Consider the following 23,861-nt stretch of genomic DNA (forward strand, 5'->3'; position numbering starts at 1 on the left):
AGCAGTTTATGCGGCGCAATGCCTGAAGGATGACAAAATGGCCGAGAGCATTGCTGCGTTTGCCGACGCACATCAGAATATGCAGATTTTGCATATCAACGGCTGCTTCCATTCCGACGCTCATCTGGGAACAGCGCAAAAGCTGGAAGCTTTGCGTCCAAATTTAAAGGTGGCTGTTATTACACCCTTGGAGCGCAAGCAAAAGGGCGCACAGCCTGCCGGTGATTTTGTCGTATGGTTCGACAGAAAATAATTTCTTCCGATATTTTTTACCCGTGGGTTAGCGTTTGCTGACTTCGTGGGTGTGAAATATACCATAAAAAACAAGTAGAAAAAAGAGGTGCATTATGAGAAATTTAAACAAAAAGAAGATAGCCTTGCTCACTGCCTGCGTTGTCAGCGCAGTCGGCCATATGGCATTTGCTGCTGAGGCAGATAATTATGATGAATACAGCGGTGCAGATTACGTTGTGACTGCGACGAAGACACAGCTGGAGAAAAAAGAGGTTCCGCAAAGCGTTGAGGTTATTACCCAAGAGGATATCAAAAATACTGCTGCTTATAACGTGCGCGATGCCTTGCGTTTTGCAACCAACATTGATGTACAAGAGGTTGGCATGACCGGCAATGTGGTTATGGTTCGCGGTATGGAAAGCAAGCACACGTTGATTTTGGTTGACGGTCGTCGTATGGCTGCCGAAAACACCGGTTCTACAATGAATGCCTATGAGCTGAGCCGTATCAATCTTGCAGATGTAGAACGCATTGAAGTTATTCGTGGCAATGGTTCTGCTTTGTATGGCAGCGATGCTATGGGTGGCGTAATAAACATCATTACTAAGAAAGCAAACAAAGAACACGCAAGCATCGGTGCTCATACCGGTACTAAAGAAATGGGTACAAACTTCTATTATTCTTCCGGTCGTCAAGGCAAAGTAAGTGTAAAAGCCAGCGGCGGTATTGAAGATGTCCGTAAAGAGGTTAGCGGCTATTACAATAAAACCAAAGGCTACGATACCAACAGCTCCAATATGTATGGACCTCGCCGTTTCTTAAATCTTGGCTTTGATTATGCCTTTGATGCTAACCGTGGTCTTGCTTTAGATTTGAATTTTATGCGTGAACAATTCACCAGTAATAGCAGTGAAGGCACTGACAAAGGTGTTTATAATTATGACAACAACCGTTCCGATTATGCTTTGACCTATTATGGCAAGGATAATAAAAACGATTATAATCTGCGTATGTATTACAATACATTGAAGAAAAGCAATGTAACAAATGAAAATAATGCTATTACCGATTTTGACCATACCTCGTATGATACTTTGGTGTTTGAAGGCAAAAACAGCATGAAGCTGAATGATAAAAACACTATGACTTATGGCGCTGAATGGACTACGACCAATATGCGTGGTACACGTTTCGGCGGTGGCGGTGATAACAAATACAGCGAAACCTTTGCCGGTATCACTAAAGCAGGTTCTGAAAAGGATGTAGATACTTACGCTGCTTATCTGCAGGATGAATGGAAAATTACTGATAAATGGCTGCTTATTCCTGCTGTGCGTTTTGATCACCACAATGCCTTCGGTAGTCATACATCTCCTAAAATCGGCACTACATATAGCTTTAGCGATAATAGCCGCGTTAAGGTTAACTATGGCAAGAGCTTCCGCGCACCGACAGTATATGAACTGTATTCTACCATGGATAAACGCATGGGAATGATGAATGTTCAGGTATTAGGCAATCCTGATTTAAAACCTGAGAAAGCAACTAATTTCGACATCGGTTTGGAAGCAGAGCAAGGTAAATGGTCCGGCAAATTGGGTTATTATCATAATGAAATTGATAATCTTATTGATTCCGATATGTTCTATCAAGGCTATGTTCCCGGTGTCGGCATGGTTATCAAGAGCAAATACTACAATGTAGGCGAAGCGGAAATCAGTGGTGCAGAAGCAGAGGTTGGTTACAATTTCAATGATAACTGGAATGTGAAGGCTACTTATAACTATTTGGATGCCAAGGATAAAACCACTAATGCTCGTCTGAATAACAGAGCAAGACAAAACGGCGTTGTCCAATTAAGTTATACTGATAATGCAGAATTGCCGTTTACCGCAACTTTGTGGTCTAAGTGGTATGTAGATTATCTGTACAAGGTTTCCCGCAATGTTAATACTTATACCTTTAACACTTTTAACTTTGTTGCAGACAAGCAAATTACAAAAAATCTGCATGTTTATGCCGGTGTAGACAATATCTTTGACAAGACCTTACCCTATGATGAAAATCATAGCTATACTATTGACGGCCGCACCTGGCGTGTCGGCGCAGAGATGACCTTTTAATTAAAGTTTTGATTCCATAATATACAGCATACTGCTCCTTTCTGTACTTTGGGGAGCAGTATGCACCTCCTGTAAAAGTACGACAGCATTTGTAGATTTGTGAGGAAAATATGCAGGCAATAACAGATTTGATAATGTACTTTCATAAGGGCGGACTGGTTATGTGGCCGTTGCTCGCCTGTTCTATAATTGTGATAGCAATCGCCATTGAGCGGTTTATATATTATAAGAGCGTGGACAGCGGCGCTGTCTTTGCCTCCCGCTATTGTGCTGCCGTGCGCAGTGGTGATTTTGCTGTGGCGACGGAGCTGGCGCGCAAGGGCAGCGGTCAGTGCGCGCAGATGCTTGCCGATGTGGCGGCAATTGCAGGCGGTAAGGCCGAAAAGAGCGCCTTCCTCGAAAGCCGTGCCGGTATTTTTATGGCGACGCTGCGCGATAAGCTGGATTACCTGGGCATTATCGTAACGATGTCCCCGCTTTTGGGACTGTTGGGAACCATCGTAGGCATGATCGGTGCCTTCAGCATTTTCAACGTGGAAACGGGTGCGCCGATGGCGATTACCGGCGGTATCGGTGAAGCACTGATTGCGACGGCGACAGGCTTGTGCGTGGCCATTCTTTCGCTGTGCGCGCATTCCTATTTCGCTCACCGTATGGACAATATGATTACGGATATGGAGCAGTGCTTCAGCGCGCTGTTGGAGGCTGAAACAAGGAGAGCAAGATCATGAAGCTGCGAGATGTGCGTAACAGGAAAACGCCGCCGCTGATGATTATCCCGATGATCGATATTATGTTCTTCCTGCTGGTCTTTTTTATGCTGAGCACGATGTATATGATTGACCTGAAAACGATTCCGGTGAAGCTGCCGCAGGCTAAAAATGCGGCGACGGATACCACGACAACCTTTGCCGTGACGATGAAGGCCGACGGCAGCATTTATCTGGGAGATACCCAAACGGATGCGGAGGCCTTGGCGCTGCAGGCAGGGCTGGAGCAGAAGAAGAACAAAAACTTTGCCGTGGTTATTCGTGCGGAAAAGGCGCTGGAGTACGGCGAGGTGATTAAGCTGGTAGATAAGCTGAAGGGCGCAGGCGTAGCACGCTTCGGCCTGGCGACGGATGGCGGTAAGTAACGATGAAGCAGATAGAAAAGCTGCAGGCGAAGGCACGTCAGCGCTTTGGCTTTTGCGGTTCACTGATAATACATTTTATATTGTTCGTCGCACTGGCGTTTTCCGGCGTCGTTGCCATGCAGCCGCCGGCTGCGGATGCTGATACCGTAGTGTTCTTTGATGCCGGAGGCGGAGGCGGCGGAGGCGGCGATGAAGCTGTCGCTGATGCTGCCGGCGAAGGCGAGGAAGAGCAGGTAGAAGACGTCGTGGAGGAAGAAATGATTACTTTGCCTGACGGCAAGATAGAGCATAAGCAGGTTGTGAAGCATGTAGTAAAGCATGTGCCTGCAGGTGCTAAAAAAGGCAGCGGTAGTGGCAGCGGCGGCGGTCACGGAACAGGACATGGCACCGGCACCGGTAGCGGTACGGGAGCAGGCAGCGGCAGTGGAAGCGGCGGCGGTCACGGTGCAGGACACGGCAGCGGCGTCGGCGATGGCGTTGGCCCCGGCATTGCACGCAATCCCAAGGTGCCTCCGCGCGTAGCCTCAACTGCGGCACCGTATTATCCGCCGGCGCTGCGTGATGCGGGAATCGGAGGGCGCGTTGTCGTGCGTGGCGTTGTAGGCATTGATGGGCGCGTAGAAAGCGCCGAAGTAGTGCGCTCCAGCGGCAACAGCACCTTGGACAACAACGCCCTCAGCGCCTTCTATAAATGGCGCTTCAGCCCCGCTAAAAACGACGTCGGCCAAAAAGTGCGCTGCTACTTCGTCCAAGGCTTCCCGTTTGTAATTGAATATAAATAAACGGCTTTATGATAAGCTGATTTCACTTACACTTCGCTTAAAGTTTCGTTATGCATGTTAGTCTAAACTTCGCTTAAACAAACAGCACACCAACCTAGGCGCTGCGCAGAATACACTTCGCTCAAATTTTCGTTGCGCTTGATAGTCAATCCTTCGCTCCGACAATTAGAACGTAACCCTTGGCGCTGCGCAGACTGGAACGGACGACGGGCTCGCCAGAACCACGATGTCAAGCGAACAGCGCTCGCAATGGACAGGCACAGAAATTTTTCGCTGGAGCGTTGACACAACCTGCGGACGTACGCCACGCAAAAATCAGCAACGTGAAAAATTTAGCGAATCCAGTCGCCGGAATCCAGCGAAGCAGCCGTTAAGGGCGTTTTTTGGATACTTTTTGCCGCCCCGGGCAAAAAGTATCATGGCAACGCAAGAGTAACGGAAGCACGTCAATTCATAAATAATAATAATAAAACCCACAAGGAGAAAAACATGAGAAAAATAGCAATCTACGGTAAAGGCGGCATCGGCAAATCCACCACCACCTCCAATTTATCCGCAGCGCTCGCATTAAAAGGCTACAAAGTAATGCAAGTAGGCTGCGACCCCAAAAGCGACAGCACCAAAAACCTCATGGAAGGCAAACGCATCCCCACAGTATTAGAACAACTGAAAGCAAAAGGCGAAGCCTTGAAACTGGAAGACATCGTCTTTGAAGGCTTCGGCGGCGTTCTGTGCGTAGAAGCCGGCGGCCCCACCCCCGGCATCGGCTGTGCAGGCCGCGGCATCATCTCCGCCTTCGAAAAGCTGGCCGAGCTGGAAGCCTTTGAAACCTATAAGCCTGACATCGTCATCTACGACGTCTTAGGCGACGTAGTCTGCGGCGGCTTTGCCATGCCCATTCGCGGAGGCTACGCACGCGAGGTATTCATCGTGTCCTCAGGCGAAATGATGGCCCTCTACGCAGCAAGCAACATCGCCCAGGCCATCAAAAACTTCGGCCGTCGCGGCTACGCACGCTTAAAGGGCATCATCCTCAACGCGAAAAACATTGAGAACGAGCAGGAGCTGGTAGCCAAGGCTGCCGCAGAAATCGGCACCGAGGTTGTGCAGTACGTACCGCGCAGCGGCGATATCCAAATCGCCGAAAATCAGGGTGGTACCGTCAGCGAATTTGTCAAGGACTCTCCGATGGTACAGGTATACAACGAATTAGCCGAGCGTGTGCTGGCTATGAGCGAAGACGAAGAAGAATAGGAGGCAATACATGGGCTTAAAGGAAGAAGCAATGTGGAAGATGGCTGAAAAAATGGGCATGCCCAAAAGCGCCATCGAAGCCATCAAGGCTAAGCAGAAAAACGGCGACAAGAGCGCTATGCCCGACATGGGCAAGATGATGAGCATGATGCAAGACATGAAGGGTGACAAGAAGGACGAAATGCGCAAAATGGCTGAGAAAATGGGGATGCCACCGCAGGCTGCAGGCATGGACGGCAACGAAATCTTAGGCCGTCTTAACCGCTTAAGCAAGGTGCAGACAATCAAGGACGTGCCCCAGCTCACAACAGCGCTGTTCCCCGGCACACACTGCCCGCTGATGGGCGCGGCGATGGTGGCAGGCGGTATCGACGATTGCCTGCTGGTAATTGTAGGCACGGACGAATGCAGCTATTACACCAAAAGCCTCACTATCAACGAGCGCTACGGCGGTATTGCGGGACGCTGTGTTTCCGTAGTACTCGACAGCCATGACGTAACCTTCGGCAGCACCGAAAGCATGCACAAGGCGTTCAAAGAAATTGTAGCGGAATATCAGCCGAAATGCGTGATGCTCGTAACCACCTGCGTAATTGAGGTAATCGGTGATGATTACGACGCCATTGCCGCAGAGCTGACAAAGCAGTACAGCATTCCGGTAATGGCGGTGCACACCGAGCACTTTAAGTGCGAGGATCACTTCCCCGGCTTGGAGCGTGCCATCACAGCTTGTGCCACAATGATGCAAAAGCAGGACTGCGACGGCAGCGTCAACGTTCTGGGCCAGCGCATGGGCAACTTTGCCGATACGGAGCTGCACGCATTTTTAGCGGCGGCAGGCGTCAAGCTGGGCGTGCAACTGCCCAGCGGCTGTACTGCCGAGGAAATCCGCCGTGCTCCCGCAGCAAAGGTAAACATTGTTGTGCATGATATCGCACTGCCCTTGGCGCAGGCTATGCAGGAGCAGTACGGCATTCCTTACGTTTACTTCAACCGCTTTGCCGCACCGGAAAAAATTCTGCAGGCCTATCAGCATCTGTTTAATTATCTGGAGCTGCCGCTGCCTGCGGAGATCGGCGCTAAGTTTGAGGAATGCAAGGAAATGGAGCAGAAGGTGCTGCCTGAAGTAAAGGGTGTGCCCTATATCTACGGCAATACGCAGTATGACTGCTTTGAGCTCAACAGCTATCTGTGCAGCCTGGGCCTGGTGCCGCAGCTGATTCAGAGCAATAAGCTGAGCGAGGCTAATTTTGCGGATATCAAAAGCATTCTGGCGCAAACCGACCCGTACATCTGCAAGGCGGCGAATATCGCACCGCTGCAATATGTTTACGACGTACTGCATCCGTGGTTCTACATGGGCCATGAATTCGGTGAGCGCCTGCGCCGTAAGGGCATCGCCCAACTGCACAGCGACCAGGCAGGCAAAATGCTGGGCTTTGAATGCAACACCTTCATGCTGCAGGCAGTAGCAAAGGCAGTCGCTGATGCGAAAAAATTCAGAGAGGAGGCCGGCCTGTGAGCTTAGTAAGATTTTTACCGACACCGTCGGACAGAATGGGAATTATCTGGAGCCTTTTGGCCGTACAGGGTGCTATCGTGCTGGAATACGGCCCCGCCGGAACCACACACTATAGCATGGGCTTATACGGAGGCCTGGGCCTGCGCTTTCAAAACCGTATGTTCACCACGCATATGAGCGAGGATGATGTTGTTATTGGTGACGTAACACGTCTGGAGGATGCAATTATCGAACTGGATAAAAACTATGCGCCGAAGGTTATCTTCGTCGTAGCCTCCTCCATAACTGCCGTCATCGGCACCGACATCAAGGGCGTGTGCCGTTATATGCAAAACGAGGTCAAGGCTAAGCTTGTGGCCTTCGAGCAGGGCGGCTTCCGCGGTGATTACAGCGTCGGTCTGGCCGAAACCTACAAGCTGCTGGTACGCAATCTGCCAAAGAAGGATGCAGCGCAGGAGGCAGGAGTGTATAACATCATCGGCGCCTCTGCGTGGCGCTACCGCATGGCCAGCGACATTTGGGAAGTGAAAAACCTGTTGGATGAAGCACTGGGACTGCGCTGCAACGCCTGCCTTTGCTGCGACACCAGCGTAGACGAGCTGCAGGCCATGGGCAAGGCACAGGTAAATATTGTGCTGGGCAACGAAGGCCTTGCTGCTGCCAAATACCTTGAAGAAAAATTCGGTACGCCTTATGTTTACGCCGTTCCCTACGGCTACAGCGGCACCGTAAGCTTTTTGGAGCAGGTAGGCGCAGCGGTTGGCAAAGCTCCTGAGCCAATGGTGCTGATGCGCATCAAAATGAAGGAAATGGGCATGTCCATGCTCAGCATGTTTGCCATGATGGGCGGCAGCAAGCCCAGACAGGCCGCAGTCAAGGGTGATTATGACCTGGTGCAGGGTGTTGGCGCTTTTCTGGAACAGGCAGGCATCACCGTGACGCACAAAATGTGCGCACACAGCCTGAAGGCCATCAGCGAACCGGCGGCAGACGTAGAAGCCTACACCGAGGAGGGCGAATGGCTGCAGGAAATCCGTGAGCTGCGCAACACGCTGCTTTTCGCAGACGATGTCGCACTTTCGCAGGCGGATGACAGCAATATGAAGGTGCTCGTCAGCGCACCGTTTATGAACGGCGTAGTGGCAACCCACCTGCCGTTTATGGGCGAAAAGGGTGCTGATTTCCTGCTGGAGCAGATTCAGGGTTATTATCAGAAATAAACGGTGGCAAAAAATTTTCAACGCCTTTTCATAAAAACTTCTCGTGTTACCTATTGCTAACCATTGGAAAACGTGCTACAATAAGCATGGAGTTAGCGACATCTAACCGAAAGGAGAAGGGCTATGAAGCTGTTTGGATTTACGTCGTTCGACGAGCTCTTGGCGTATAACTGCGCACCTGTATTGGCAGGCATAAAACCAGCGAATCTACTTTCACTGATGCCTGATGATGGTGAAGAAATAGACGCTCTGCTTGTGCAGTACAATGCTCAGTTCGCAGAGCGAGGAATAGTCTTCCGTCGTCTGTGCGCATGTACTAAGCGTGTGCTCGTTTTGGTCTATAATGAGGAGCAGCTGACGCAGGCACTGCGTAATCCCGGCTATCAGGCGTATCTTATTGCCGCAGGCTATGAAGCCGGAGCTTCTGCAGAAGCTTACCTGCATAGGCTTGAGCAGCGGCTGAATACGCAGAAGACCTTTCCGCATGAAATCGGTGTCTTCCTCGGCTATCCGCTCGAGGATATTCTGGGCTTTGTGCTCAACAAGGGAACGGACTGCAAGTACAGCGGCTATTGGAAGGTTTATGGCGATGTGCCTAAGGCACGCAGCATCTTTGCTGCCTATGAGCATTTTCGTGATATTATATTGCAAAAGCTGGCGACAGGCATGTCGCTCAAGGTAGCTGTGGCTACATTATAAGGAGGCAACTTGATTATGAAACAAATACCTGTAATTTTTTGGACTGGTACCGGTAATACACAAATGATGGCAGACGTTATTGCAGCAGCTATTAACGCTGCCGGTGCAGAGGCGGTAGTGAAAAATGTCAGCGAAATCACTGCTGACGAGGCAGCAGGCTATGCTGCTTTGGCGCTTGGCTGTCCGGCGATGGGCGCAGAGGTGCTGGAGGAATGCGAATTCGAGCCCTTCTTCACCGAGCTTGAAGGCAAGCTGGCAGGCAAAAAGGTAGCGCTCTTCGGCTCCTATGGCTGGGGCGGAAGCTATATGCAGGACTGGGAAGCACGCGTTAAGGACGCGGGTGCAGAGCTTGTGGCTGACGGCGTACTGGCGCTGGGTGCTCCCGATGACGAAGCAATGGCTAAGCTGGCGGAAGCAGGCAAGCTGCTTGCCGAATAAGGCTTAAGCAACACAAAAAAACTGCCTTTCAATTTTCGGAAAGGCAGTTTTTTAGTGAAGCGCTTGCGTTATAGCAATTGGCAAATAACTTGCTTGGCGATATTATTTAAGAACACATCCTATTGACCTTATACCTGCTATATGGTGTAGACTGTATCATCATAAAAGAAAGTATATAACGTCGCGGCAGCGTTTTACGCCAGGCACATCGGCAAAAGCTGCTGCCCGCGCTTTAAAATATATATGAATAGAGGATAGGAAAGCTTTATGTTCAAAACATTTATCAGCTATTATAAACCGTATAAGGGCATCCTGCTCTTTCTCGTGATAGGCTCGCTGCTGCGCGCACTGCTCGAGCTGTTCTTTCCCTATGTAGTGAAGCTGATGCTGGAACAGCAGCTGCCGCTTAAGAATCTGCCGCTGCTCCTTGAATGGTCGGCGGCACTGCTGGCCATGTATCTGGTAAACTTCGGCATGCATTTCGGCATCATCTATTGGGCGCAGGTCATGAGCTCCGCTATGGAACGCGATATGCGGCGCGACTTGTTCCGCCATCTGCAGAAGCTGTCCTTCGGCTTTTACGATAAAAACAAAAGTGGCCAGCTGCTTGCACGCCTTACCAGCGACCTGGGCGAAACTGCCGGACTCGCAGGCAATGCACCCAATGATATTATCGTCTGCGGGCTGACGATGGCCGGCACAATGGTTATTTTAATCTATATGAATCCTATGCTGGGCAGTCTGATCGCCTTCCTGCTTTTGCTGAAGGCAGTGCATACCGTTTTCGTCAACATGCGCATGAAAAAGGCCTTCTTTGCCAATCGTGTGGCAATGGGCGAGGTAACGGGCAAGGCTGCGGAAAGCATTAACGGCGTGCGTCTGATTAAAGCCTTCGCGGGCGAGCGCAGCGATATGGCGCAGTTTATGGAAAAGGCGGATGCTTATCTGACGGTATGTAAAAAATCCTTTAAAATAACCTCCTATTTCGTCGGCAGTATGATTTTCTTCAGCAACTTTATCAATGTGGCGATATTAGTCGTGGGCGGTCTGCTGATAAATCAGGGACTGATGAGCTTTGGTGAGCTGGTGGCCTTCTTCCTCTACGTGGGCCTGTTTATGAAGCCGCTGATGCAGCTTTTAGGCTTCATTCAGGTATATCAGCGCGGCATGGCAGGCTTCAAGCGTTTTTATGAGCTGCTGCAGGAAAAGCCCGAGATTACCGATGCACCGGATGCTAAAATTTGCCCGCTCTGCAAGGGGAACATCACCTTTGATAACGTCAGCTTTGCCTATGCTGACGGCAGACCTGTCATCCGCAACCTTTCGCTGAGCGTGGCAGCAGGTGAAACCGTGGCCTTTGTGGGCGCTACGGGAGCAGGCAAAACAACTATTGCCAGCCTTTTGCTGCGTTTTTACGAGCCGCAGAGCGGCAGAATTTTGCTGGACGGCTGCGATATCCGTGAATTTACGCAGGAATCGCTGCGCAGGCAAATCGATCTGGTGCAGCAGGATGTCTTTCTCTTCGGCGACAGCGTGCGCTATAACATAGCCTACGCTAAACCGGATGCGACAGCGGACGAGGTGCAGGCGGCAGCGAAGGCAGCGGCGGCCGATGAGTTCATTCAAAAGCTGCCTGCGGGCTATGACACCGAGGTGGGTGAGCGCGGCGTGAAGCTGAGCGGCGGCCAGAAGCAGCGTCTGGCGATTGCACGCGTATTCCTCAAAAATCCTCCGGTAGTAGTGCTGGATGAGGCTACAAGCGCGCTCGACAATATTACTGAGCAGCAGATACAAAAGGAGCTCGACGAGCTGGCGGTAGGACGCACCACGCTGATTATTGCGCACCGTCTTTCCACTATCCGTCATGCGGACAAGATAGTGGTGCTTGACGAGGGCGCTGTTGCGGAGTGCGGCAGCCATGAGGAGCTGCTGGCGCGCAAGGGGCGTTATTATGATTTGTATCAGAAGGAGTAAGGAAGAAGCTTGCAGCTGCAGGCGTACTGCAGAAGATAATAGAATAGTGCACACTTTTAAAGGATACACTGAGAATGCAGAAAACCCATGTCTTGCCGATTTCGGCGGGACATGGGTTTTCTTAGGTGTGCTTACTTCTTTCGTCCCCGAAAGAAGTAACAAGAAAGGGGCGCGCTTTGCGAAAGCGCGGGAAACAGTCGCTTTTTTGCTCGCACAAAAAAGCTTAGCAAAAAATGCTTTTAATAATAAGCTTAGTTCTGCGTACTTCCGCAAGCGACTATATATCGCAGTGAAAACATAAAAATTTTTCGTTGCAACGCGATATATAATTGCGATGCTCATGTTTTACACACCAAAAAACTGCCTGCTGAAATTTTCAGCAAGGCAGTTTTTAGTAAATCCTATAAATGTAACTCTATTCTGCTTTAACCTTAAACACAATCGCATACAGCACCGGCAGTACTACCAGCGTCAGCAGCGTTGCACCGGTCAGACCGCAGGCAATAGCCACAGCCATCGCATTCCAGAACTGGCTGGCGAACATAGGAATCAATCCCAGTACCGTAGTGAAGGCCGCCAGCATAATCGGACGGAAACGCACAATCGCCGATTCCGTAATCGCCTTGGCAGGCTCCATCCCGGCATCAAGATGCTGCTGAATCTGGTCAACCAGCACCATACTGTTACGGATAATAGTACCGGTGAGCGCCAAAATACCCAGCTCCGCCATGAAGCCCAAAGCGGAATTGAACAGCAGCAGGCCGAAGATAACGCCGATTATTCCCATCGGCGCCGTCAGCATAATAACCAGCAGCTTACGGATATCCTGCATCTGCATCATAATCAGAACGACAATCAGCAGCAGCATAAGCGGTATAGGCTTCATCAAATAATTCAAGGTATCGTTGCTATCCTCCAGCGAACCGCCGACCTCGATGCTCATGCCGGCAGGCAGCTCCTTGCGCAAAGGCTCCAGCTCCTTATACACCTGCTTGGTAACATCGTTGCCGGTAACGCCGTCAACAATACCGCCGTTGACGGTAATCGTAGGACGCAGGTTGCGGCGCCAGATGATATTATCCTCGCTGGTGTAATCCAGATGCGCAATTTGTGACAGCGGCACAGCGCCCTGGCTCGTAGGAATGGAAATAGTTTCCAGCTGCGAAATATCTGCGCGCTGGTCAGGCTGCAGGCGGAAAACGATACCAATCTGCTGGTCACCCTCCAGATAGGTTGCCACGGTATAACCGGATACCTGCGCCTGCAGAGCGTTGGCCACAGTCTGGCGTGTGAGCCCCATTTGCAGCAGCTTGTCATTGTCGACCTTCAGCTTAACGGCGTTGGTCTGCTCCAGCCAGTCAAGACGTGTCATGTTGATGTAGGGATTAGTAGCCATCACCTTGCGCACCTTCTGCGCATATTCCTTAACCTGCGCGTCGCTGTTGCCGCTGACGCGGATCATAACAGGATAGGGGGCAGGCGGACCGAGCGGAATCGAGCGGGAGTAGACGATAGCCTCCGGCAAATGCTCGGCAGCCAGCTCGCTGATGCGCTTCTCCAGCTTTTTGCGGTCCTCAACGCTTTTGGCCACAACTACAAGCTGTGCATAGTTATCACGCGGCTGTACCGGATCGATTACCAGCACAAAGCGCGGTGCGCTTTCGCCTACGTAGGTGGAAACATGGTCTAATTCTTTATCGTCCTTAATCAGATTCGTCAGCTTGCGTGCTGCGGCATCTGTAGTTTTAATCGAACTGCCCTCAGGCATATTAAGCTCTACCAAAAGCTCCGGACGTACGGAGGCGGGGAAAAATTCCTGGCTGACGAAGCGCAGCATGAACATGGAAAGTCCCAGCATCGCCAGCGTAATGCCGATAACAGTAATGCGGTGTCCCAACGCCCAGTGCAGCAGCTTGCGGAAAGCGCGGTAGAAGCTGTTGTCATAAGATTCCTGCTTGATAACAGTAGGGCGGATCCATTCATAGCCCAATACCGGTGCCAAGGTTGCGGAAACAAGCCAGGACAGCATCAGTGTTACGGTCATAACCGGGAAAAGGCTGTAGGCAAATTCCGAAGCACTGGCCTTGGAAAAGGCAATCGGCATGAAGCCGAGGCAGGTAATGGTGGTGCCTGTCAGCAGCGGCCAGGCGCAGGTTTTGAAGGCATAGGATGCTGCTTCCTTACGTGGCATGCCTTCGGACATTTTTACTTCCATCAGCTCAACAACGACGATGGCGTCATCGACGAGCATACCAAGGGAAACAACCAGTGCGCCCAAGGATACCTTATGCAAATCGATGCCCAAGGCAAACATGGCGCAGAAGGAGCCTAGCAAAATCAGCGGGATGCAGCAGGAAATTACGTAACCGCTGCGGCGTCCGAGTGTCATCAGGCTGACTACCAGCACGATGATAATCGCCTCATAAAGGCTTTCTGAGAATTCACTGATGGATTTTTTTACAACCTCAGGCTGGTTGGCAACCTGATTAAGCTCCAGTCCCAGCGGCAGCTCCTTTTGGATGCGGGCGATTTCCTTGCCCAGATTTTCGCCAAGCTTAATGTTATCGCCGCCGTCCTCCATAGAAAGAGCAATGCCGACTGCCGGCTTGCCGTTATAGTACATCATTGTTTCCGGCGGGTCTGCATAACCGCGGGTGATGGTTGCGATATCGCCCAGGCGGAAGACACGGCCGTTGGCATTGATGGGAATGGCAGCAATATTTTCCACGCTGTCGGGGCTGCCGGTAATGCGCAGGTAGGAGTTGGCTGTGTCGGCCTCAATCATACCGCTGGCATTGATTGAGGTCTGTGCCTTGATGGTGCTGGCGATGCTGTTGATATCCAGTCCCAGCTGTGCCAGCTTGGCAGTTTGCATCTGCACGAAGATTTTCTCCGGCTGCACGCCTACCAGCTCAACCTTTTTGACATCAGGCACGCTGAAGAAGTCAAGCTTAATTTTTTCGGCGTATTTACGCATATCCTCATAGGTATAGCCTTCACCGGTAATTGCGTAGATATTGCCGTAAACGTCATCAAAGCGGTCGTTATAAAACGGACCTACGGTACCCGAAGGCAAATCCTTCTTGCCGTCATTGACGATGTTACGCAGCTCCAGCCAGCGCTGGCGGACAGTGTTACCTGAAACCTCATCCTTAAGCGCTACCGTAATAACGCAGACACCGGGGCGCGAATAGCTGGTGATTTTCTTAACCTGCGGCAAGCTTTGAATCTGCTTTTCCAACGTATTGGTCAGATGCATCTCTACATCCTTGGCGCTGGCACCGGGCCAGGCTGCGGATATTACCATCTGCTTGACAGCAAAGCTGGGGTCCTCGCTGCGGCCGAGCGATTTAAAGGAAAACATACCCATAATCAGCACAAGCACAGCGAAGAAGTAAACTAACTGGCGATGGTTAATAGCCCATTCTGCCCAGTTGGCATGATGTTTTTCATTGTTTGACATCAGATATCACCGCCTTTGGTCAGACGCACCTGTTGGTTATCGACAAGCTTGCTGAGGCCGGCGGTTATCAGAATATCACCCTTGTTTAAGCCGCCTGCCAGACGCACGTTGTTGCCTACGTAGCCGGCAACCTTAACGTCCTGCAGCACAGCGCGGTTATTGCGTACTAGCCAGACCTGTGTCTTGCCGTTTACCTGATACAGTGCGGTAGCCGGGATAACCAGCTCGTCCGCTGCTGCCGCAGCGTCCTTAAAGCTTACCTTGGCAGTCATGCCGAGCTTCGCTGCTGCAGGCAGCTGCGGCACCGCAACGCGCACCTTATAGGTACGTGTAATACTGTCGGCAATAGGCGAATTTTCGCGGACAGTGCCTTTAGCAGTAACATCGGGAAGCGCCCAGAAGCTGATTTCTGCCTGCTGGCCGATGCTCAGCTTGACGTTTTCCGGCACATTAATCTGGATTTCACGCTCACCGCTGCGCACGATGGTGACCATCGGCGTACCTGCTGCCGTTACCTGACCTGCCTCGCCGGTGATGGCAGCTACAACGCCGTCGGCATCACTCGTCAGCTGCGTGTAGCTCAGCTGGTTGCCGCTGGCGTTGGCGTTGGCCTGTGCCTGACGCAGCGCAGCATTGGCTGCCTCTAGCTGGGTGTTGTATTGGTCGCGCGTTGCTTCGCTTACAGCACCGCCGGCATACAGCTTGTTAAAGCGTGCCGCATTGTCGGCTGCCAGCTTTTGGTTGGCAACTGCGGATGCCAGCTGCGCATTGGCTGCTTCTACGCTCTGGTTTACATCCTTCGGGTCAATGGTCATCAGAATCTGGCCGGCATGTACCCGGTCGCCTACGTTGACAAGACGGGAAGCGATTCTGCCGGCAGTCTGGAAGGCCAGCTGGCTTTCGTAGCGCCCGCGTACCTCGCCGGGATAGACGGTGGAGGAATCGATGATGCTTTCGCCAATCGTCATAGTCCGGACGATGGGGATGTAATTTGCCTCCTGCGGCTTATGCGTAATACTGCTGTAAAGCTGCCAGCCTGCGGCTGCAAGTACGACAACGGCAGCTCCAGCAACAAGCTTCTTCTTATCAGGAAGTTTGGGAAGTTTTTCCATAATAGACTGCATAATTCAACAGCTCCCTTGCAGAAAAGTTTTATCGTTGTAAAATTTTTAATCGTTCAATTAAATTATAGGTTGTAAAGAAGATAGCGTCAAGCAACAAAGTTGTAAACAAAAATAAAGCTGCCGGAAAGCAGCTTTATTCGAGAAATATATTTATTTTTTGCTAAGCGATGCAAGGTAGGTGTTGAGCGCCTGCAGCAGGTAATCAAGCTCTGCGCCGTTTTTAAAATTGCCCAGCTCGCAGATGTGGCTGTGCATCAGAAAGAAGAACATGATAATACCTTCCAGCGTGAAGGCAACGTGGGTTGCTTTGATATCTGCAACGATTTCGCCGCAGGCAATAGCCTCTTCAACCAGCTCCGTCATAAACTGATGGATGCGGTACAGCTTGCTGCGCACATAGTTTTCAAACATGGGCTGTGGTGTCAGCAGCTCGCGGTAAATCAGGTGAATGTTATAGGGGTTCTGCTGCTGCATTTCGGCAATGCCGTCTACATAGGTTCGTAGCTTGGTAAGCGGTGAACCTGGCTGCTGACGGATTTTGTCCTGCAGCTTCAGAAATTTTTCGGCCTCGGTATATAAAACCTCCTGATATAAATTCTTCTTGCCACCGAAATAATAGGAAATCAATGCGCTGTTGACGCCGCTGGCAACAGAAATCTGCTTGATGGACACGGCAGCAAAGCTGTCCATGGCAAACAGCTTGGTTGCGGCCTCAAGAATTTTATCAGCAGAGTTGAGATTAGGACTTTCATCTATCATATAATGTAATACCTCTTTGGAATAAATAATGTATGAATATATTATACACGATTTGAGCGCAGATGTAAGCTGATTTTGTTAAAAAAGTTGAATTGCGAAAATGTTATAACGAACATAAAAATTTTGTTCGTTAATCTGTTGGCTATGTGGTTGATTTCTGCTATAATAAAAAAATAACGGAGGTCACTATAAAAGAAATGAGTACATTAGCTATAGCTTTGATGATTGTCATAGCCTTGCTTTTGGCAGGTGTGATAATATTATTGATACAGGGACGCCCAAAGGCGGACATGACAGCGCAGCGGCTGGAGCTTTTGGAGCGCAGGCTGTCGGAAAGCATGTATGACCTGCGCGGTGAGCAGAGCACGCTGGCGCGGGCGGCACGCCTGGAAAACCAGGCGGCGAGCGACAGGCTGAGTGAGCAGATTGACAAGCGCGTGGCACGCCTGGCGGATATGACGGACCAGAACCTGGAGCGCATCCGCATGACTGTGGACGAGCGCCTTAATCAATCGCTGGAGCAGAAGTTTGCACAGGTCAACAAGTGCCTGGGCGAGGTGCACCAGTCATTGGGACAGATGCAGAGCCTTTCCTGCGGCGTGGATGAGCTGCGGCGCGTTCTTTCGAACGTCAAGGTGCGTGGCACCTGGGGCGAAATGCAGCTTGGCAATATCCTCAAGGATATTCTTGACCGTGCAAGATATGTAGAAAATGCGGAGGTGCGTCCGCACAGCGGCCTGCGCGTGGAATATGCCCTGCGTTTGCCGGGGCAGCGGGATCAGGAGGTACTGCTGCCGATTGACGCCAAGTTTCCGCTGGAGGATTACCAGCGCCTGCAGCAGGCACGTGAGGCCGGTGATACGCAGGCGGCGGATGCGGCGGCGAAGCAGCTGGAGCGACGCTTGAAGAGCGAAGCGAAGGATATCTGCGAAAAATATATCTGTCCGCCGTATTCAACGGATTTTGCCGTAATGTATCTGCCGAGCGAGGGCCTGTTTGCGGAGGCATTGGCTTTGCCGGGACTGGCCGAGGAGCTGCAGCTGAAGTTCAGAGTGTGTGTGGCGGGGCCGACGACGCTGGCAGCGCTGGTGAACAGCCTGCAGCTGGGTTTCCGCACGTTGGCGGTGCAGCAGCGTACTACCGAGGTCTGGCAGCTGCTGAACAAGGTGAAGCAGGAGCTTGCCGGCTTGGAAACAGCCCTTGATAAAACAGCCAAAAAGCTGGAGGAGGGGCAGAACGCTCTGCATACCACCAAGCGGTATACAGCACGCTTGCAGAAGCAACTGGATGCTGTGCAGCTGCTAGATGAGGAAAAGCATCATGACAAAGAATAATGAGCCTCATCCCTATAAAAAGCCGCCGCTGTGGGTGCAGATATTATTATGGGCCTACGGCTTTATGTGGCTGAATATGATTTTTGTTACGGGCTTAAACAGCCTGTATCTCGGTTATATAGATTATGACAGCGGCAGCATTGCCTTCGCCATGACCTGTGGCTTTTGGCTGATTTTCAAATATTTGCCGCGCTTGCTTTAAGAGGGGGAATTTATCATGGAGCAATGGGATATTTATGACAGTGAACGCCGTCTTACCGGACGGACAATGAAAAAGAATGACTGGATACTGCAGGACGGTGAATACCATCTGACAGTGCTTGGTGTTGTGCGTAACACCGACGGACGCTTTCTGATTACCAGACGTGTGCTGACGAAGGCCTGGGCTGCCGGCTGGTGGGAGGTTCCCGGCGGTGCGGTGCAGGCGGGCGAAAGCTCACGCGAGGCTGTAAACCGCGAGGTGTGGGAGGAAACAGGTCTTGATGTTTCTGCCTGCGCTGGCGGACCGGCGCTTACCTATCACCGCGAAAATCCGGGCGAGGGCGACAATTATTTCGTCGACTGCTATCTCTTTACGTTGCCTTTTGCACCGGAGCAGGTAAAAATTCGCCATAATGAGGCGCTGGAATATAAGCTGGCGACGTTAGAGGAAATTCAGGAGCTGGCGCGTCAGGGAATCTTTTTGCATTATGACAGCATTAAGGATGTTTTTGCAAAATAAAGCTATCTGCTGGCGTTTGCTGTTGAAAAAACACAGCCGGCGTGGTAAAATATTATGGTAAATGCTTAAATAAATATGGCAAAGAGAAAGTTTGGAGGAATTTACAATGTCAGGACATTCTAAATGGGCGAACATTAAACATAAAAAAGGCAAGGCTGACGCTCTGCGCGGCAAAATCACTACTAAAATCAGTCGCGAAATCACCATTGCTGTTCGTATGGGTGGTGCTGATCCTACCGGTAACATGAAGCTGAAGCTGGCTCTGTCCAAAGCTAAGGCTAACAATATCCCGAAAGACAACATTCAACGTGCAATCCAAAAGGGTGCAGGTGCTCTGGAAGGCCAAAGCTTCGAAGAGATTACCTATGAAGGCTACGGTCCTGCAGGCGTTGCTATGATGGTTAGCTGCCTGACCGATAACCGTAACCGTACTGCTGCTGATGTACGTCACGTATTTTCCAAGCATGGCGGCAACCTGGGTGCCAGCGGCTGTGTAAGCTACATGTTCAAACAAAAAGGTATCTTCGCAGTTAGCGCCGAAACCGGTGTTAGCGAAGACGATCTGATGATGATCGCTCTGGATGCCGGCGCTGAGGATATCAAGAGCAGCGAAGACGGCTTTGAAATCATCACCGATCCGGCTGCTTATGACGATGTAGAAAAGGCTTTGGCTGATAACAATATTGAAGTTGCAATGTCCGAAATCACCATGGTACCTGATACTATGGCTGAGCTGTCCGACGAGGATGCTGAAAAGGTTCAGAAGATGCTGGACGCATTGGATGATTGCGATGATGTACAAGACGTTTACACCAACGCTGACTTGCCGGAAGACGACGAGGAATAATATTATTATTACGAAGTAACTGCAATATGCGCGAAGCATAGTTGCAGAAAGGAAAGCAGGCAGTTGATGTCTGCTTTCTGTTTTTTGAGAGGTTTTTTATGCTGGTTTTAGGAATTGACCCCGGTACCGCCATCTGCGGTTATGGTTTGGTAGATATGACAGGCAACCGTCTGCGCCCGGTTTTTTACGGCTCGGTGCTGACGGATAAGGACATGCTGCCTGAGCTGAGGCTGAAGAAGATTTATGATGATATTTCGGATATTATCGACCACTTCAAGCCGGATTTGCTGAGTATTGAAAAGCTGTTTTTTAACCGCAACGTGACTACTGCGATTCCTGTAGGACAGGCACGCGGCGTTGTGCTTTTGGCTGCTGCCAACAAGGGACTGCCGGTGATGGAGTTTACGCCGATGCAGATTAAGCTGTCGGTAGTAGGCACAGGCAGTGCGACGAAGGAGCAGGTTATCTACATGGTGATGCATCTGCTCAATATCCGCGAAAAAATTAAACCGGACGATACGGCCGATGCGTTGGCAGCGGCCATCTGCGGTATTAACACTGCGTCTACGCGCAGATGGCAGGAGGGCAGATAAATGATTGGTTCATTGAAGGGCACTGTTGACAGCCTGGGCATCGATAACTGCATAATCGAAACGGCAGGCGGCGTAGGCTACCGTGTTTTCATGCCGGCAGCACAGCTGGCCCAACTGACGCAGGGCGCTGCTGTGCGCCTGCATATTCACACTGCAGTGCGTGAGGACGCCATTGTTCTTTATGGCTTTTTGAGCCAGAAATATTATGATCTGTTTGAGCTGCTGTTGACTATCAGCGGCGTAGGTCCCAAGATGGCCTTGGGCATTTTATCCGCAGTCAAGCCTGATGCCTTTTATCTGGCGGTGCAGAGCCGTGATATTAAGGTGCTGACCAAGCTGCCCGGTATCGGCAAAAAGACGGCGGAGCGTTTGCTGCTTGAATTGAAGGACAAGGTAGGCCCCGTGGCTGCCGAAAGCGCTGACAGCTTCGGCGAAGCAGTAGCTGCCGGTGGCAGCGGCGCCGTAGCGGAGGCAATCGAAGCACTTGCTTCCCTGGGCTACAGCAACAGCGAGATTATGCCCGTAATCAAGAAAATCGAAGGCGCAGAAACCAAGACGAGCGAGGAAATTCTGAAGCAGGCCTTAAGGCTGATGATGAAGTAATTTTTCGCAGATAAATCGTCTGGCGGTATTTGAGCCTGCAGCAGTAGGCTGCACAAGGCTTACTAGGAGGAACTTATGGAATTTGATGATAGAATTATTGCCGGGGCGGAACAGGAAGCAGATGGCTGGCAGTACAGCCTGCGTCCGCGTCTGTTAAATGAATATATAGGTCAGACGCAGGTCAAGGATAATCTGTCGATTTTCATTAAGGCTGCCGCTGCCCGCCACGAAGCGCTGGACCATGTGCTGCTGTTCGGGCCTCCGGGCCTTGGCAAAACTACGCTGGCCAACATTATTGCCAATGAGCTTAATGTCAACATCCGCGTTACCAGCGGACCGGCGATTGAACGTCAGGGAGATTTGGCAGCAATATTGACTAACCTTGGCGATAATGATGTACTTTTTATTGACGAAATCCACCGCTTGTCCAAGACCGTAGAGGAAATCCTGTATTCCGCTATGGAGGATTTTGCGTTAGATATTATTATCGGCAAAGGTCCTGCGGCGCGCAGTGTGCGTCTGGACCTGCCGCATTTTACGCTTATCGGTGCTACCACGCGCTTGGGTGCGATAGCAGCGCCTTTGCGTGACCGCTTCGGCGTACAGTGCTGCCTGGAATTTTACAAGCCGGAGGAGCTGCAGTTTATTATTACGCGTGCAGCGGAAATCCTTAATGTAAAAATCGACAAGGAAGGCGCTATGGAAATTGCCCGCCGCAGCAGAGGCACGCCGCGTATTGCAAACCGTCTGCTGAAGCGTGTGCGCGATTTTGCCCAAGTGCTGGGTGTGGAGGTTATCGACCGTCAGCTGGCAGATGAGGCGCTGGCCAAGCTGGAGGTTGACCGCTATGGCTTCGACCGCAACGATCGCAAAATCCTGACGACCATCGTCAAAACCTTCGGTGGCGGTCCTGTCGGCATCGAAACGATTGCTGCAGCCGTAAGCGAGGAAGCTTCAACCATTGAAGATGTAATCGAGCCTTATCTGATGCAGCAGGGAATGCTGAATCGCACCTCACGCGGACGTATGGCAACACGTGAAACCTATAGATATCTGGGAATGCCGTTTCCCGAAAATCAGTAAAGCAGCTTAGCTGCTCAGGAGGGAAAATGAAATTATTATTGCACGCCTGCTGCGGTCCCTGTGCCTGCTACCCTACGGAGCAGCTGACGACGGCGGGAACAGATTTTGATATTTTGTTTTTTAATCCTAACATTCATCCGTACAAGGAGTTCAAGCACAGGCTGAGCACCCTGCGGGAGTTTTGTGAGAAAAAGCGCTACAATCTTATTATCGACAAAAGCTATCCGATAGAGGAATGCATCCGCGGTATGCTGGCAGAGCCTACCGTGCGCTGTGCCTTCTGCTACCGTATGCGCCTGCGCTACGCAGCGCAGTTTGCCAAGGAAAACGGCTACGATGCCTTTTCTACCACGCTGCTCGTCAGTCCCTATCAGCGCCATGAGCTGATAAAAAAGGAGGCCGAAGTAGCAGCAGCGGAGTTCGGTATTCCGTTCTATTACGAGGATTTCCGCGTCGGCTACCAGCGCGGCGTGGATATCAGCCTGGAGCTGGGGCTGTATCGCCAGCAGTACTGCGGCTGTGTCTTCAGCGAGCGTGACCGCTACGAAATACGCAAAAAGCCCAAGGCGGAGGCAACGCAGGATAAGTTTGTGGTTGTTAGCAAAAATATCAAAATGGTGAACAGATAAAGGCTGCAAGCTATCGAGGAAAAGTATATGCTTAGAAAATTACTGATACTGTCTGTACTGTTATTTACTTTTATATTTGCCTCTGCTGCGGCAGCCGCCGAGCAAATCCGCATAGGAATTGTGGTGGGGCAGGCAACGGCAGAGCTGAGCTGTGAGGATGAATTCACAGTGCGTGATTCGGCGGGCAAAACGACTACGATGCCCAAGGGAAAATATTTCATCCATGTGCAGCAGGGAAAGCTTTTCTTTGATGATAACAATGAATTTGGTAATGAAGCGTTTGTTGCTGCGGCGGCAGGCAAGCGGTCACCGCAAATCAATAAACGCAGCTATAAGGGAGATTTTCAGCTTCGTGCTGAGCAGGGGGATAAGCTTTTGGTAGTCAACAGACTGCCTTTGGAGAATTATCTGGCGAGTGTGCTGCCTGCCAAAACGATGGTCGTATGGCCTGATGAGGTCATCAAGGCCCAGGCAGTTGCTGCCCGCAGCTATGCTATGCATAAAATGGAGCAGAGCAAAAATGCTTATGCTTTGCTGGCAACAGATAAGGAGCTGCCTTACGAAGGCACAGGCAAGCGCATCGAAAAGTCTGCTGTGACGAAGCTGATTCAGGCGACGAAGGGGCAGTATCTTGCTGATGCTTACGGACGTGCCATCGAAGCAGTAACCACCTCGAGCACTGGTGGCAGAACCGAAAGCGCTTTAAATCTTTGGGGAACTCCCGTCAGCTATCTGCAGTCGGTAGAGGATTACGACAGCGATAGTCCTGAATATACCTGGGAACGTCGCGTGTCACCGGCGTTTTTGGAAGGCTTGCTGGCGCAGCGTGGCTATGCTGCCGGCAAGCTGACAAGCATTCGCCTTTCCCCGCTCGATGATGCAGGTGTTGACAGAACGCCTACGGGACGGGTAAAATATATTATCCTCTCCGGTGAAGCTGCCACTGTAAAAATCAGCGGCGATGAGCTGGTTGAGCTGTTGGGATTGAACAGCGCTCTGTTTGAGCTGGAAACCGGCACACCGGTGCCGGAAACGCTCAAGGTGCCTATTGAAGATTATTATGGTATGGAAATTGGCAGCAAGGATATAGACATCAAGGTTAATGAGTCGAAAAAGCCTGTCTGGAAAAATTTAGTCCGTAGCTACCATCTTTTGGGAGGCGGCAAGGAGGAAAAAATAATTTTCCATGGCAAGGGCAAGGGCTCCGGCCTTGGCTTAAGTGCCTGGGGCGCACGCGGCCTGGCGAATGCTGATGCCAAAGCAACCTATAAAACGATTCTGGCACACTATTATCCTGGAGCTAAGCTTGTCCGTTAGCAGGAAG

Annotated in this window: 24 protein-coding genes; 21 read left to right on the forward strand and 3 right to left on the reverse strand. The window is 51.0% G+C overall.

Annotated features, from left to right (window positions below; translation table 11 throughout):
* Window positions 1-37 precede the first annotated feature (37 nt).
* The 12 genes from Q0G26_RS03445 (at window position 38) to Q0G26_RS03500 (ending at window position 11,682) form a co-directional block, all read left to right on the forward strand.
* On the forward strand, window positions 38-253 hold the full coding sequence (locus Q0G26_RS03445; protein ID WP_366517728.1) for a hypothetical protein: 216 nt from the start codon (window positions 38-40) through the stop codon (window positions 251-253).
* A 94-nt stretch (window positions 254-347) separates the two neighbouring features.
* Window positions 348-2,357: a TonB-dependent receptor gene (locus Q0G26_RS03450; protein WP_293828611.1), complete on the forward strand. Its 2,010-nt coding sequence runs from the start codon at window positions 348-350 to the stop codon at window positions 2,355-2,357.
* A gap of 110 nt (window positions 2,358-2,467) precedes the next feature.
* A complete protein-coding gene (locus Q0G26_RS03455; protein WP_293828613.1) occupies window positions 2,468-3,088 on the forward strand; it encodes a MotA/TolQ/ExbB proton channel family protein in 621 nt (206 codons plus the stop codon).
* Window positions 3,085-3,492 carry a biopolymer transporter ExbD gene (locus Q0G26_RS03460; RefSeq protein WP_293828614.1) on the forward strand — a complete coding sequence of 136 codons (408 nt, stop codon included), beginning with the start codon at window positions 3,085-3,087 and terminating at the stop codon, window positions 3,490-3,492. Before Q0G26_RS03455 ends, Q0G26_RS03460 begins: the two co-directional genes overlap by 4 nt.
* Window positions 3,493-3,494: 2 nt before the next feature.
* Window positions 3,495-4,274, forward strand: a complete 780-nt coding sequence (locus Q0G26_RS03465) for a TonB family protein (RefSeq protein WP_293828616.1) — start codon at window positions 3,495-3,497, stop codon at window positions 4,272-4,274.
* Window positions 4,275-4,763: 489 nt separating this feature from the next.
* Window positions 4,764-5,528, forward strand: a complete 765-nt coding sequence (locus Q0G26_RS03470) for a nitrogenase iron protein NifH (RefSeq protein ID WP_021720260.1) — start codon at window positions 4,764-4,766, stop codon at window positions 5,526-5,528.
* 10 nt (window positions 5,529-5,538) lie between these two features.
* A complete protein-coding gene (locus Q0G26_RS03475; RefSeq protein ID WP_293828618.1) occupies window positions 5,539-7,050 on the forward strand; it encodes a nitrogenase component 1 in 1,512 nt (503 codons plus the stop codon).
* Window positions 7,047-8,270 (forward strand): nitrogenase component 1, encoded by a 1,224-nt coding sequence (locus Q0G26_RS03480; RefSeq protein ID WP_293828621.1) that lies wholly within the window; start codon window positions 7,047-7,049, stop codon window positions 8,268-8,270. The genes Q0G26_RS03475 and Q0G26_RS03480 overlap by 4 nt, the downstream gene beginning before the upstream one ends.
* A gap of 123 nt (window positions 8,271-8,393) precedes the next feature.
* A complete protein-coding gene (locus tag Q0G26_RS03485) occupies window positions 8,394-8,969 on the forward strand; it encodes a DUF3793 family protein (protein ID WP_293828623.1) in 576 nt (191 codons plus the stop codon).
* Between the two features lie 15 nt (window positions 8,970-8,984).
* Window positions 8,985-9,407, forward strand: coding sequence for a flavodoxin (locus tag Q0G26_RS03490; RefSeq protein WP_293828625.1), 423 nt, complete (start codon window positions 8,985-8,987; stop codon window positions 9,405-9,407).
* Window positions 9,408-9,674: 267 nt separating this feature from the next.
* The gene (locus Q0G26_RS03495) at window positions 9,675-11,381 is read left to right on the forward strand and encodes an ABC transporter ATP-binding protein (RefSeq protein ID WP_293828627.1); all 1,707 of its coding nucleotides are present in this window, start codon (window positions 9,675-9,677) and stop codon (window positions 11,379-11,381) included.
* Window positions 11,359-11,682 carry a hypothetical protein gene (locus Q0G26_RS03500; RefSeq protein WP_293828629.1) on the forward strand — a complete coding sequence of 108 codons (324 nt, stop codon included), beginning with the start codon at window positions 11,359-11,361 and terminating at the stop codon, window positions 11,680-11,682. The genes Q0G26_RS03495 and Q0G26_RS03500 overlap by 23 nt, the downstream gene beginning before the upstream one ends.
* 114 nt (window positions 11,683-11,796) lie before the next feature.
* Here Q0G26_RS03500 and Q0G26_RS03505 read toward each other — a convergent pair whose 3' ends face one another.
* The 3 genes from Q0G26_RS03505 to Q0G26_RS03515 form a co-directional block, all read right to left on the reverse strand.
* Entirely contained in the window at window positions 11,797-14,844 is a 3,048-nt protein-coding gene (locus tag Q0G26_RS03505) for an efflux RND transporter permease subunit (protein WP_293828631.1), read from the reverse strand.
* Window positions 14,844-15,968 carry an efflux RND transporter periplasmic adaptor subunit gene (locus Q0G26_RS03510; RefSeq protein WP_293828633.1) on the reverse strand — a complete coding sequence of 375 codons (1,125 nt, stop codon included), beginning with the start codon at window positions 15,966-15,968 and terminating at the stop codon, window positions 14,844-14,846. The genes Q0G26_RS03505 and Q0G26_RS03510 overlap by 1 nt, the downstream gene beginning before the upstream one ends.
* A gap of 150 nt (window positions 15,969-16,118) precedes the next feature.
* Entirely contained in the window at window positions 16,119-16,727 is a 609-nt protein-coding gene (locus tag Q0G26_RS03515) for a CerR family C-terminal domain-containing protein (RefSeq protein ID WP_249747157.1), read from the reverse strand.
* Between the two features lie 197 nt (window positions 16,728-16,924).
* On the opposite strand from Q0G26_RS03515, the gene rmuC reads away from it, so the two are divergent.
* The 9 genes from rmuC (at window position 16,925) to Q0G26_RS03560 (ending at window position 23,854) form a co-directional block, all read left to right on the forward strand.
* On the forward strand, window positions 16,925-18,061 hold the full coding sequence (gene rmuC / locus Q0G26_RS03520; RefSeq protein WP_293828635.1) for a DNA recombination protein RmuC: 1,137 nt from the start codon (window positions 16,925-16,927) through the stop codon (window positions 18,059-18,061).
* Window positions 18,048-18,263: a hypothetical protein gene (locus tag Q0G26_RS03525; RefSeq protein WP_021720248.1), complete on the forward strand. Its 216-nt coding sequence runs from the start codon at window positions 18,048-18,050 to the stop codon at window positions 18,261-18,263. The genes rmuC and Q0G26_RS03525 overlap by 14 nt, the downstream gene beginning before the upstream one ends.
* A gap of 15 nt (window positions 18,264-18,278) precedes the next feature.
* Window positions 18,279-18,782 carry an NUDIX hydrolase gene (locus Q0G26_RS03530; RefSeq protein WP_293828637.1) on the forward strand — a complete coding sequence of 168 codons (504 nt, stop codon included), beginning with the start codon at window positions 18,279-18,281 and terminating at the stop codon, window positions 18,780-18,782.
* 106 nt (window positions 18,783-18,888) lie between these two features.
* Window positions 18,889-19,629, forward strand: a complete 741-nt coding sequence (locus Q0G26_RS03535) for a YebC/PmpR family DNA-binding transcriptional regulator (RefSeq protein WP_293721643.1) — start codon at window positions 18,889-18,891, stop codon at window positions 19,627-19,629.
* Window positions 19,630-19,727: 98 nt separating this feature from the next.
* The gene (gene ruvC / locus Q0G26_RS03540) at window positions 19,728-20,222 is read left to right on the forward strand and encodes a crossover junction endodeoxyribonuclease RuvC (RefSeq protein WP_021720245.1); all 495 of its coding nucleotides are present in this window, start codon (window positions 19,728-19,730) and stop codon (window positions 20,220-20,222) included.
* Window positions 20,223-20,825: a Holliday junction branch migration protein RuvA gene (gene ruvA / locus Q0G26_RS03545; RefSeq protein ID WP_293828639.1), complete on the forward strand. Its 603-nt coding sequence runs from the start codon at window positions 20,223-20,225 to the stop codon at window positions 20,823-20,825.
* A gap of 75 nt (window positions 20,826-20,900) precedes the next feature.
* Entirely contained in the window at window positions 20,901-21,908 is a 1,008-nt protein-coding gene (gene ruvB / locus Q0G26_RS03550; protein WP_293828641.1) for a Holliday junction branch migration DNA helicase RuvB, read from the forward strand.
* Window positions 21,909-21,934: 26 nt separating this feature from the next.
* The gene (locus Q0G26_RS03555; RefSeq protein WP_293828643.1) at window positions 21,935-22,537 is read left to right on the forward strand and encodes an epoxyqueuosine reductase QueH; all 603 of its coding nucleotides are present in this window, start codon (window positions 21,935-21,937) and stop codon (window positions 22,535-22,537) included.
* Window positions 22,538-22,564: 27 nt separating this feature from the next.
* Entirely contained in the window at window positions 22,565-23,854 is a 1,290-nt protein-coding gene (locus Q0G26_RS03560) for a SpoIID/LytB domain-containing protein (RefSeq protein WP_293828646.1), read from the forward strand.
* Window positions 23,855-23,861 lie beyond the last annotated feature (7 nt).

This window comes from uncultured Phascolarctobacterium sp. (assembly GCF_934190775.1).
GTDB lineage: Bacteria > Bacillota > Negativicutes > Acidaminococcales > Acidaminococcaceae > Phascolarctobacterium_A.

Excerpts from the sequence above, each read along its gene's own strand:
- ruvA (WP_293828639.1), top strand. The coding sequence starts at position 20,223 with ATGATTGGTTCATTGAAGGGCACTGTTGACAGCCTGGGCATCGATAAC.
- Q0G26_RS03525 (WP_021720248.1), top strand. The coding sequence starts at position 18,048 with ATGACAAAGAATAATGAGCCTCATCCCTATAAAAAGCCGCCGCTGTGG.
- Q0G26_RS03460 (WP_293828614.1), top strand. The coding sequence starts at position 3,085 with ATGAAGCTGCGAGATGTGCGTAACAGGAAAACGCCGCCGCTGATGATT.
- ruvB (WP_293828641.1), top strand. The coding sequence starts at position 20,901 with ATGGAATTTGATGATAGAATTATTGCCGGGGCGGAACAGGAAGCAGAT.
- Q0G26_RS03495 (WP_293828627.1), top strand. The coding sequence starts at position 9,675 with ATGTTCAAAACATTTATCAGCTATTATAAACCGTATAAGGGCATCCTG.
- Q0G26_RS03500 (WP_293828629.1), top strand. The coding sequence starts at position 11,359 with ATGATTTGTATCAGAAGGAGTAAGGAAGAAGCTTGCAGCTGCAGGCGT.
- Q0G26_RS03475 (WP_293828618.1), top strand. The coding sequence starts at position 5,539 with ATGGGCTTAAAGGAAGAAGCAATGTGGAAGATGGCTGAAAAAATGGGC.
- Q0G26_RS03490 (WP_293828625.1), top strand. The coding sequence starts at position 8,985 with ATGAAACAAATACCTGTAATTTTTTGGACTGGTACCGGTAATACACAA.
- Q0G26_RS03505 (WP_293828631.1), bottom strand. The coding sequence starts at position 14,844 with ATGTCAAACAATGAAAAACATCATGCCAACTGGGCAGAATGGGCTATT.
- Q0G26_RS03560 (WP_293828646.1), top strand. The coding sequence starts at position 22,565 with ATGCTTAGAAAATTACTGATACTGTCTGTACTGTTATTTACTTTTATA.
- Q0G26_RS03515 (WP_249747157.1), bottom strand. The coding sequence starts at position 16,727 with ATGATAGATGAAAGTCCTAATCTCAACTCTGCTGATAAAATTCTTGAG.
- rmuC (WP_293828635.1), top strand. The coding sequence starts at position 16,925 with ATGAGTACATTAGCTATAGCTTTGATGATTGTCATAGCCTTGCTTTTG.
- Q0G26_RS03510 (WP_293828633.1), bottom strand. The coding sequence starts at position 15,968 with ATGCAGTCTATTATGGAAAAACTTCCCAAACTTCCTGATAAGAAGAAG.
- Q0G26_RS03535 (WP_293721643.1), top strand. The coding sequence starts at position 18,889 with ATGTCAGGACATTCTAAATGGGCGAACATTAAACATAAAAAAGGCAAG.
- Q0G26_RS03465 (WP_293828616.1), top strand. The coding sequence starts at position 3,495 with ATGAAGCAGATAGAAAAGCTGCAGGCGAAGGCACGTCAGCGCTTTGGC.
- Q0G26_RS03470 (WP_021720260.1), top strand. The coding sequence starts at position 4,764 with ATGAGAAAAATAGCAATCTACGGTAAAGGCGGCATCGGCAAATCCACC.
- Q0G26_RS03530 (WP_293828637.1), top strand. The coding sequence starts at position 18,279 with ATGGAGCAATGGGATATTTATGACAGTGAACGCCGTCTTACCGGACGG.
- Q0G26_RS03450 (WP_293828611.1), top strand. The coding sequence starts at position 348 with ATGAGAAATTTAAACAAAAAGAAGATAGCCTTGCTCACTGCCTGCGTT.
- Q0G26_RS03455 (WP_293828613.1), top strand. The coding sequence starts at position 2,468 with ATGCAGGCAATAACAGATTTGATAATGTACTTTCATAAGGGCGGACTG.
- Q0G26_RS03445 (WP_366517728.1), top strand. The coding sequence starts at position 38 with ATGGCCGAGAGCATTGCTGCGTTTGCCGACGCACATCAGAATATGCAG.
- Q0G26_RS03485 (WP_293828623.1), top strand. The coding sequence starts at position 8,394 with ATGAAGCTGTTTGGATTTACGTCGTTCGACGAGCTCTTGGCGTATAAC.
- ruvC (WP_021720245.1), top strand. The coding sequence starts at position 19,728 with ATGCTGGTTTTAGGAATTGACCCCGGTACCGCCATCTGCGGTTATGGT.
- Q0G26_RS03555 (WP_293828643.1), top strand. The coding sequence starts at position 21,935 with ATGAAATTATTATTGCACGCCTGCTGCGGTCCCTGTGCCTGCTACCCT.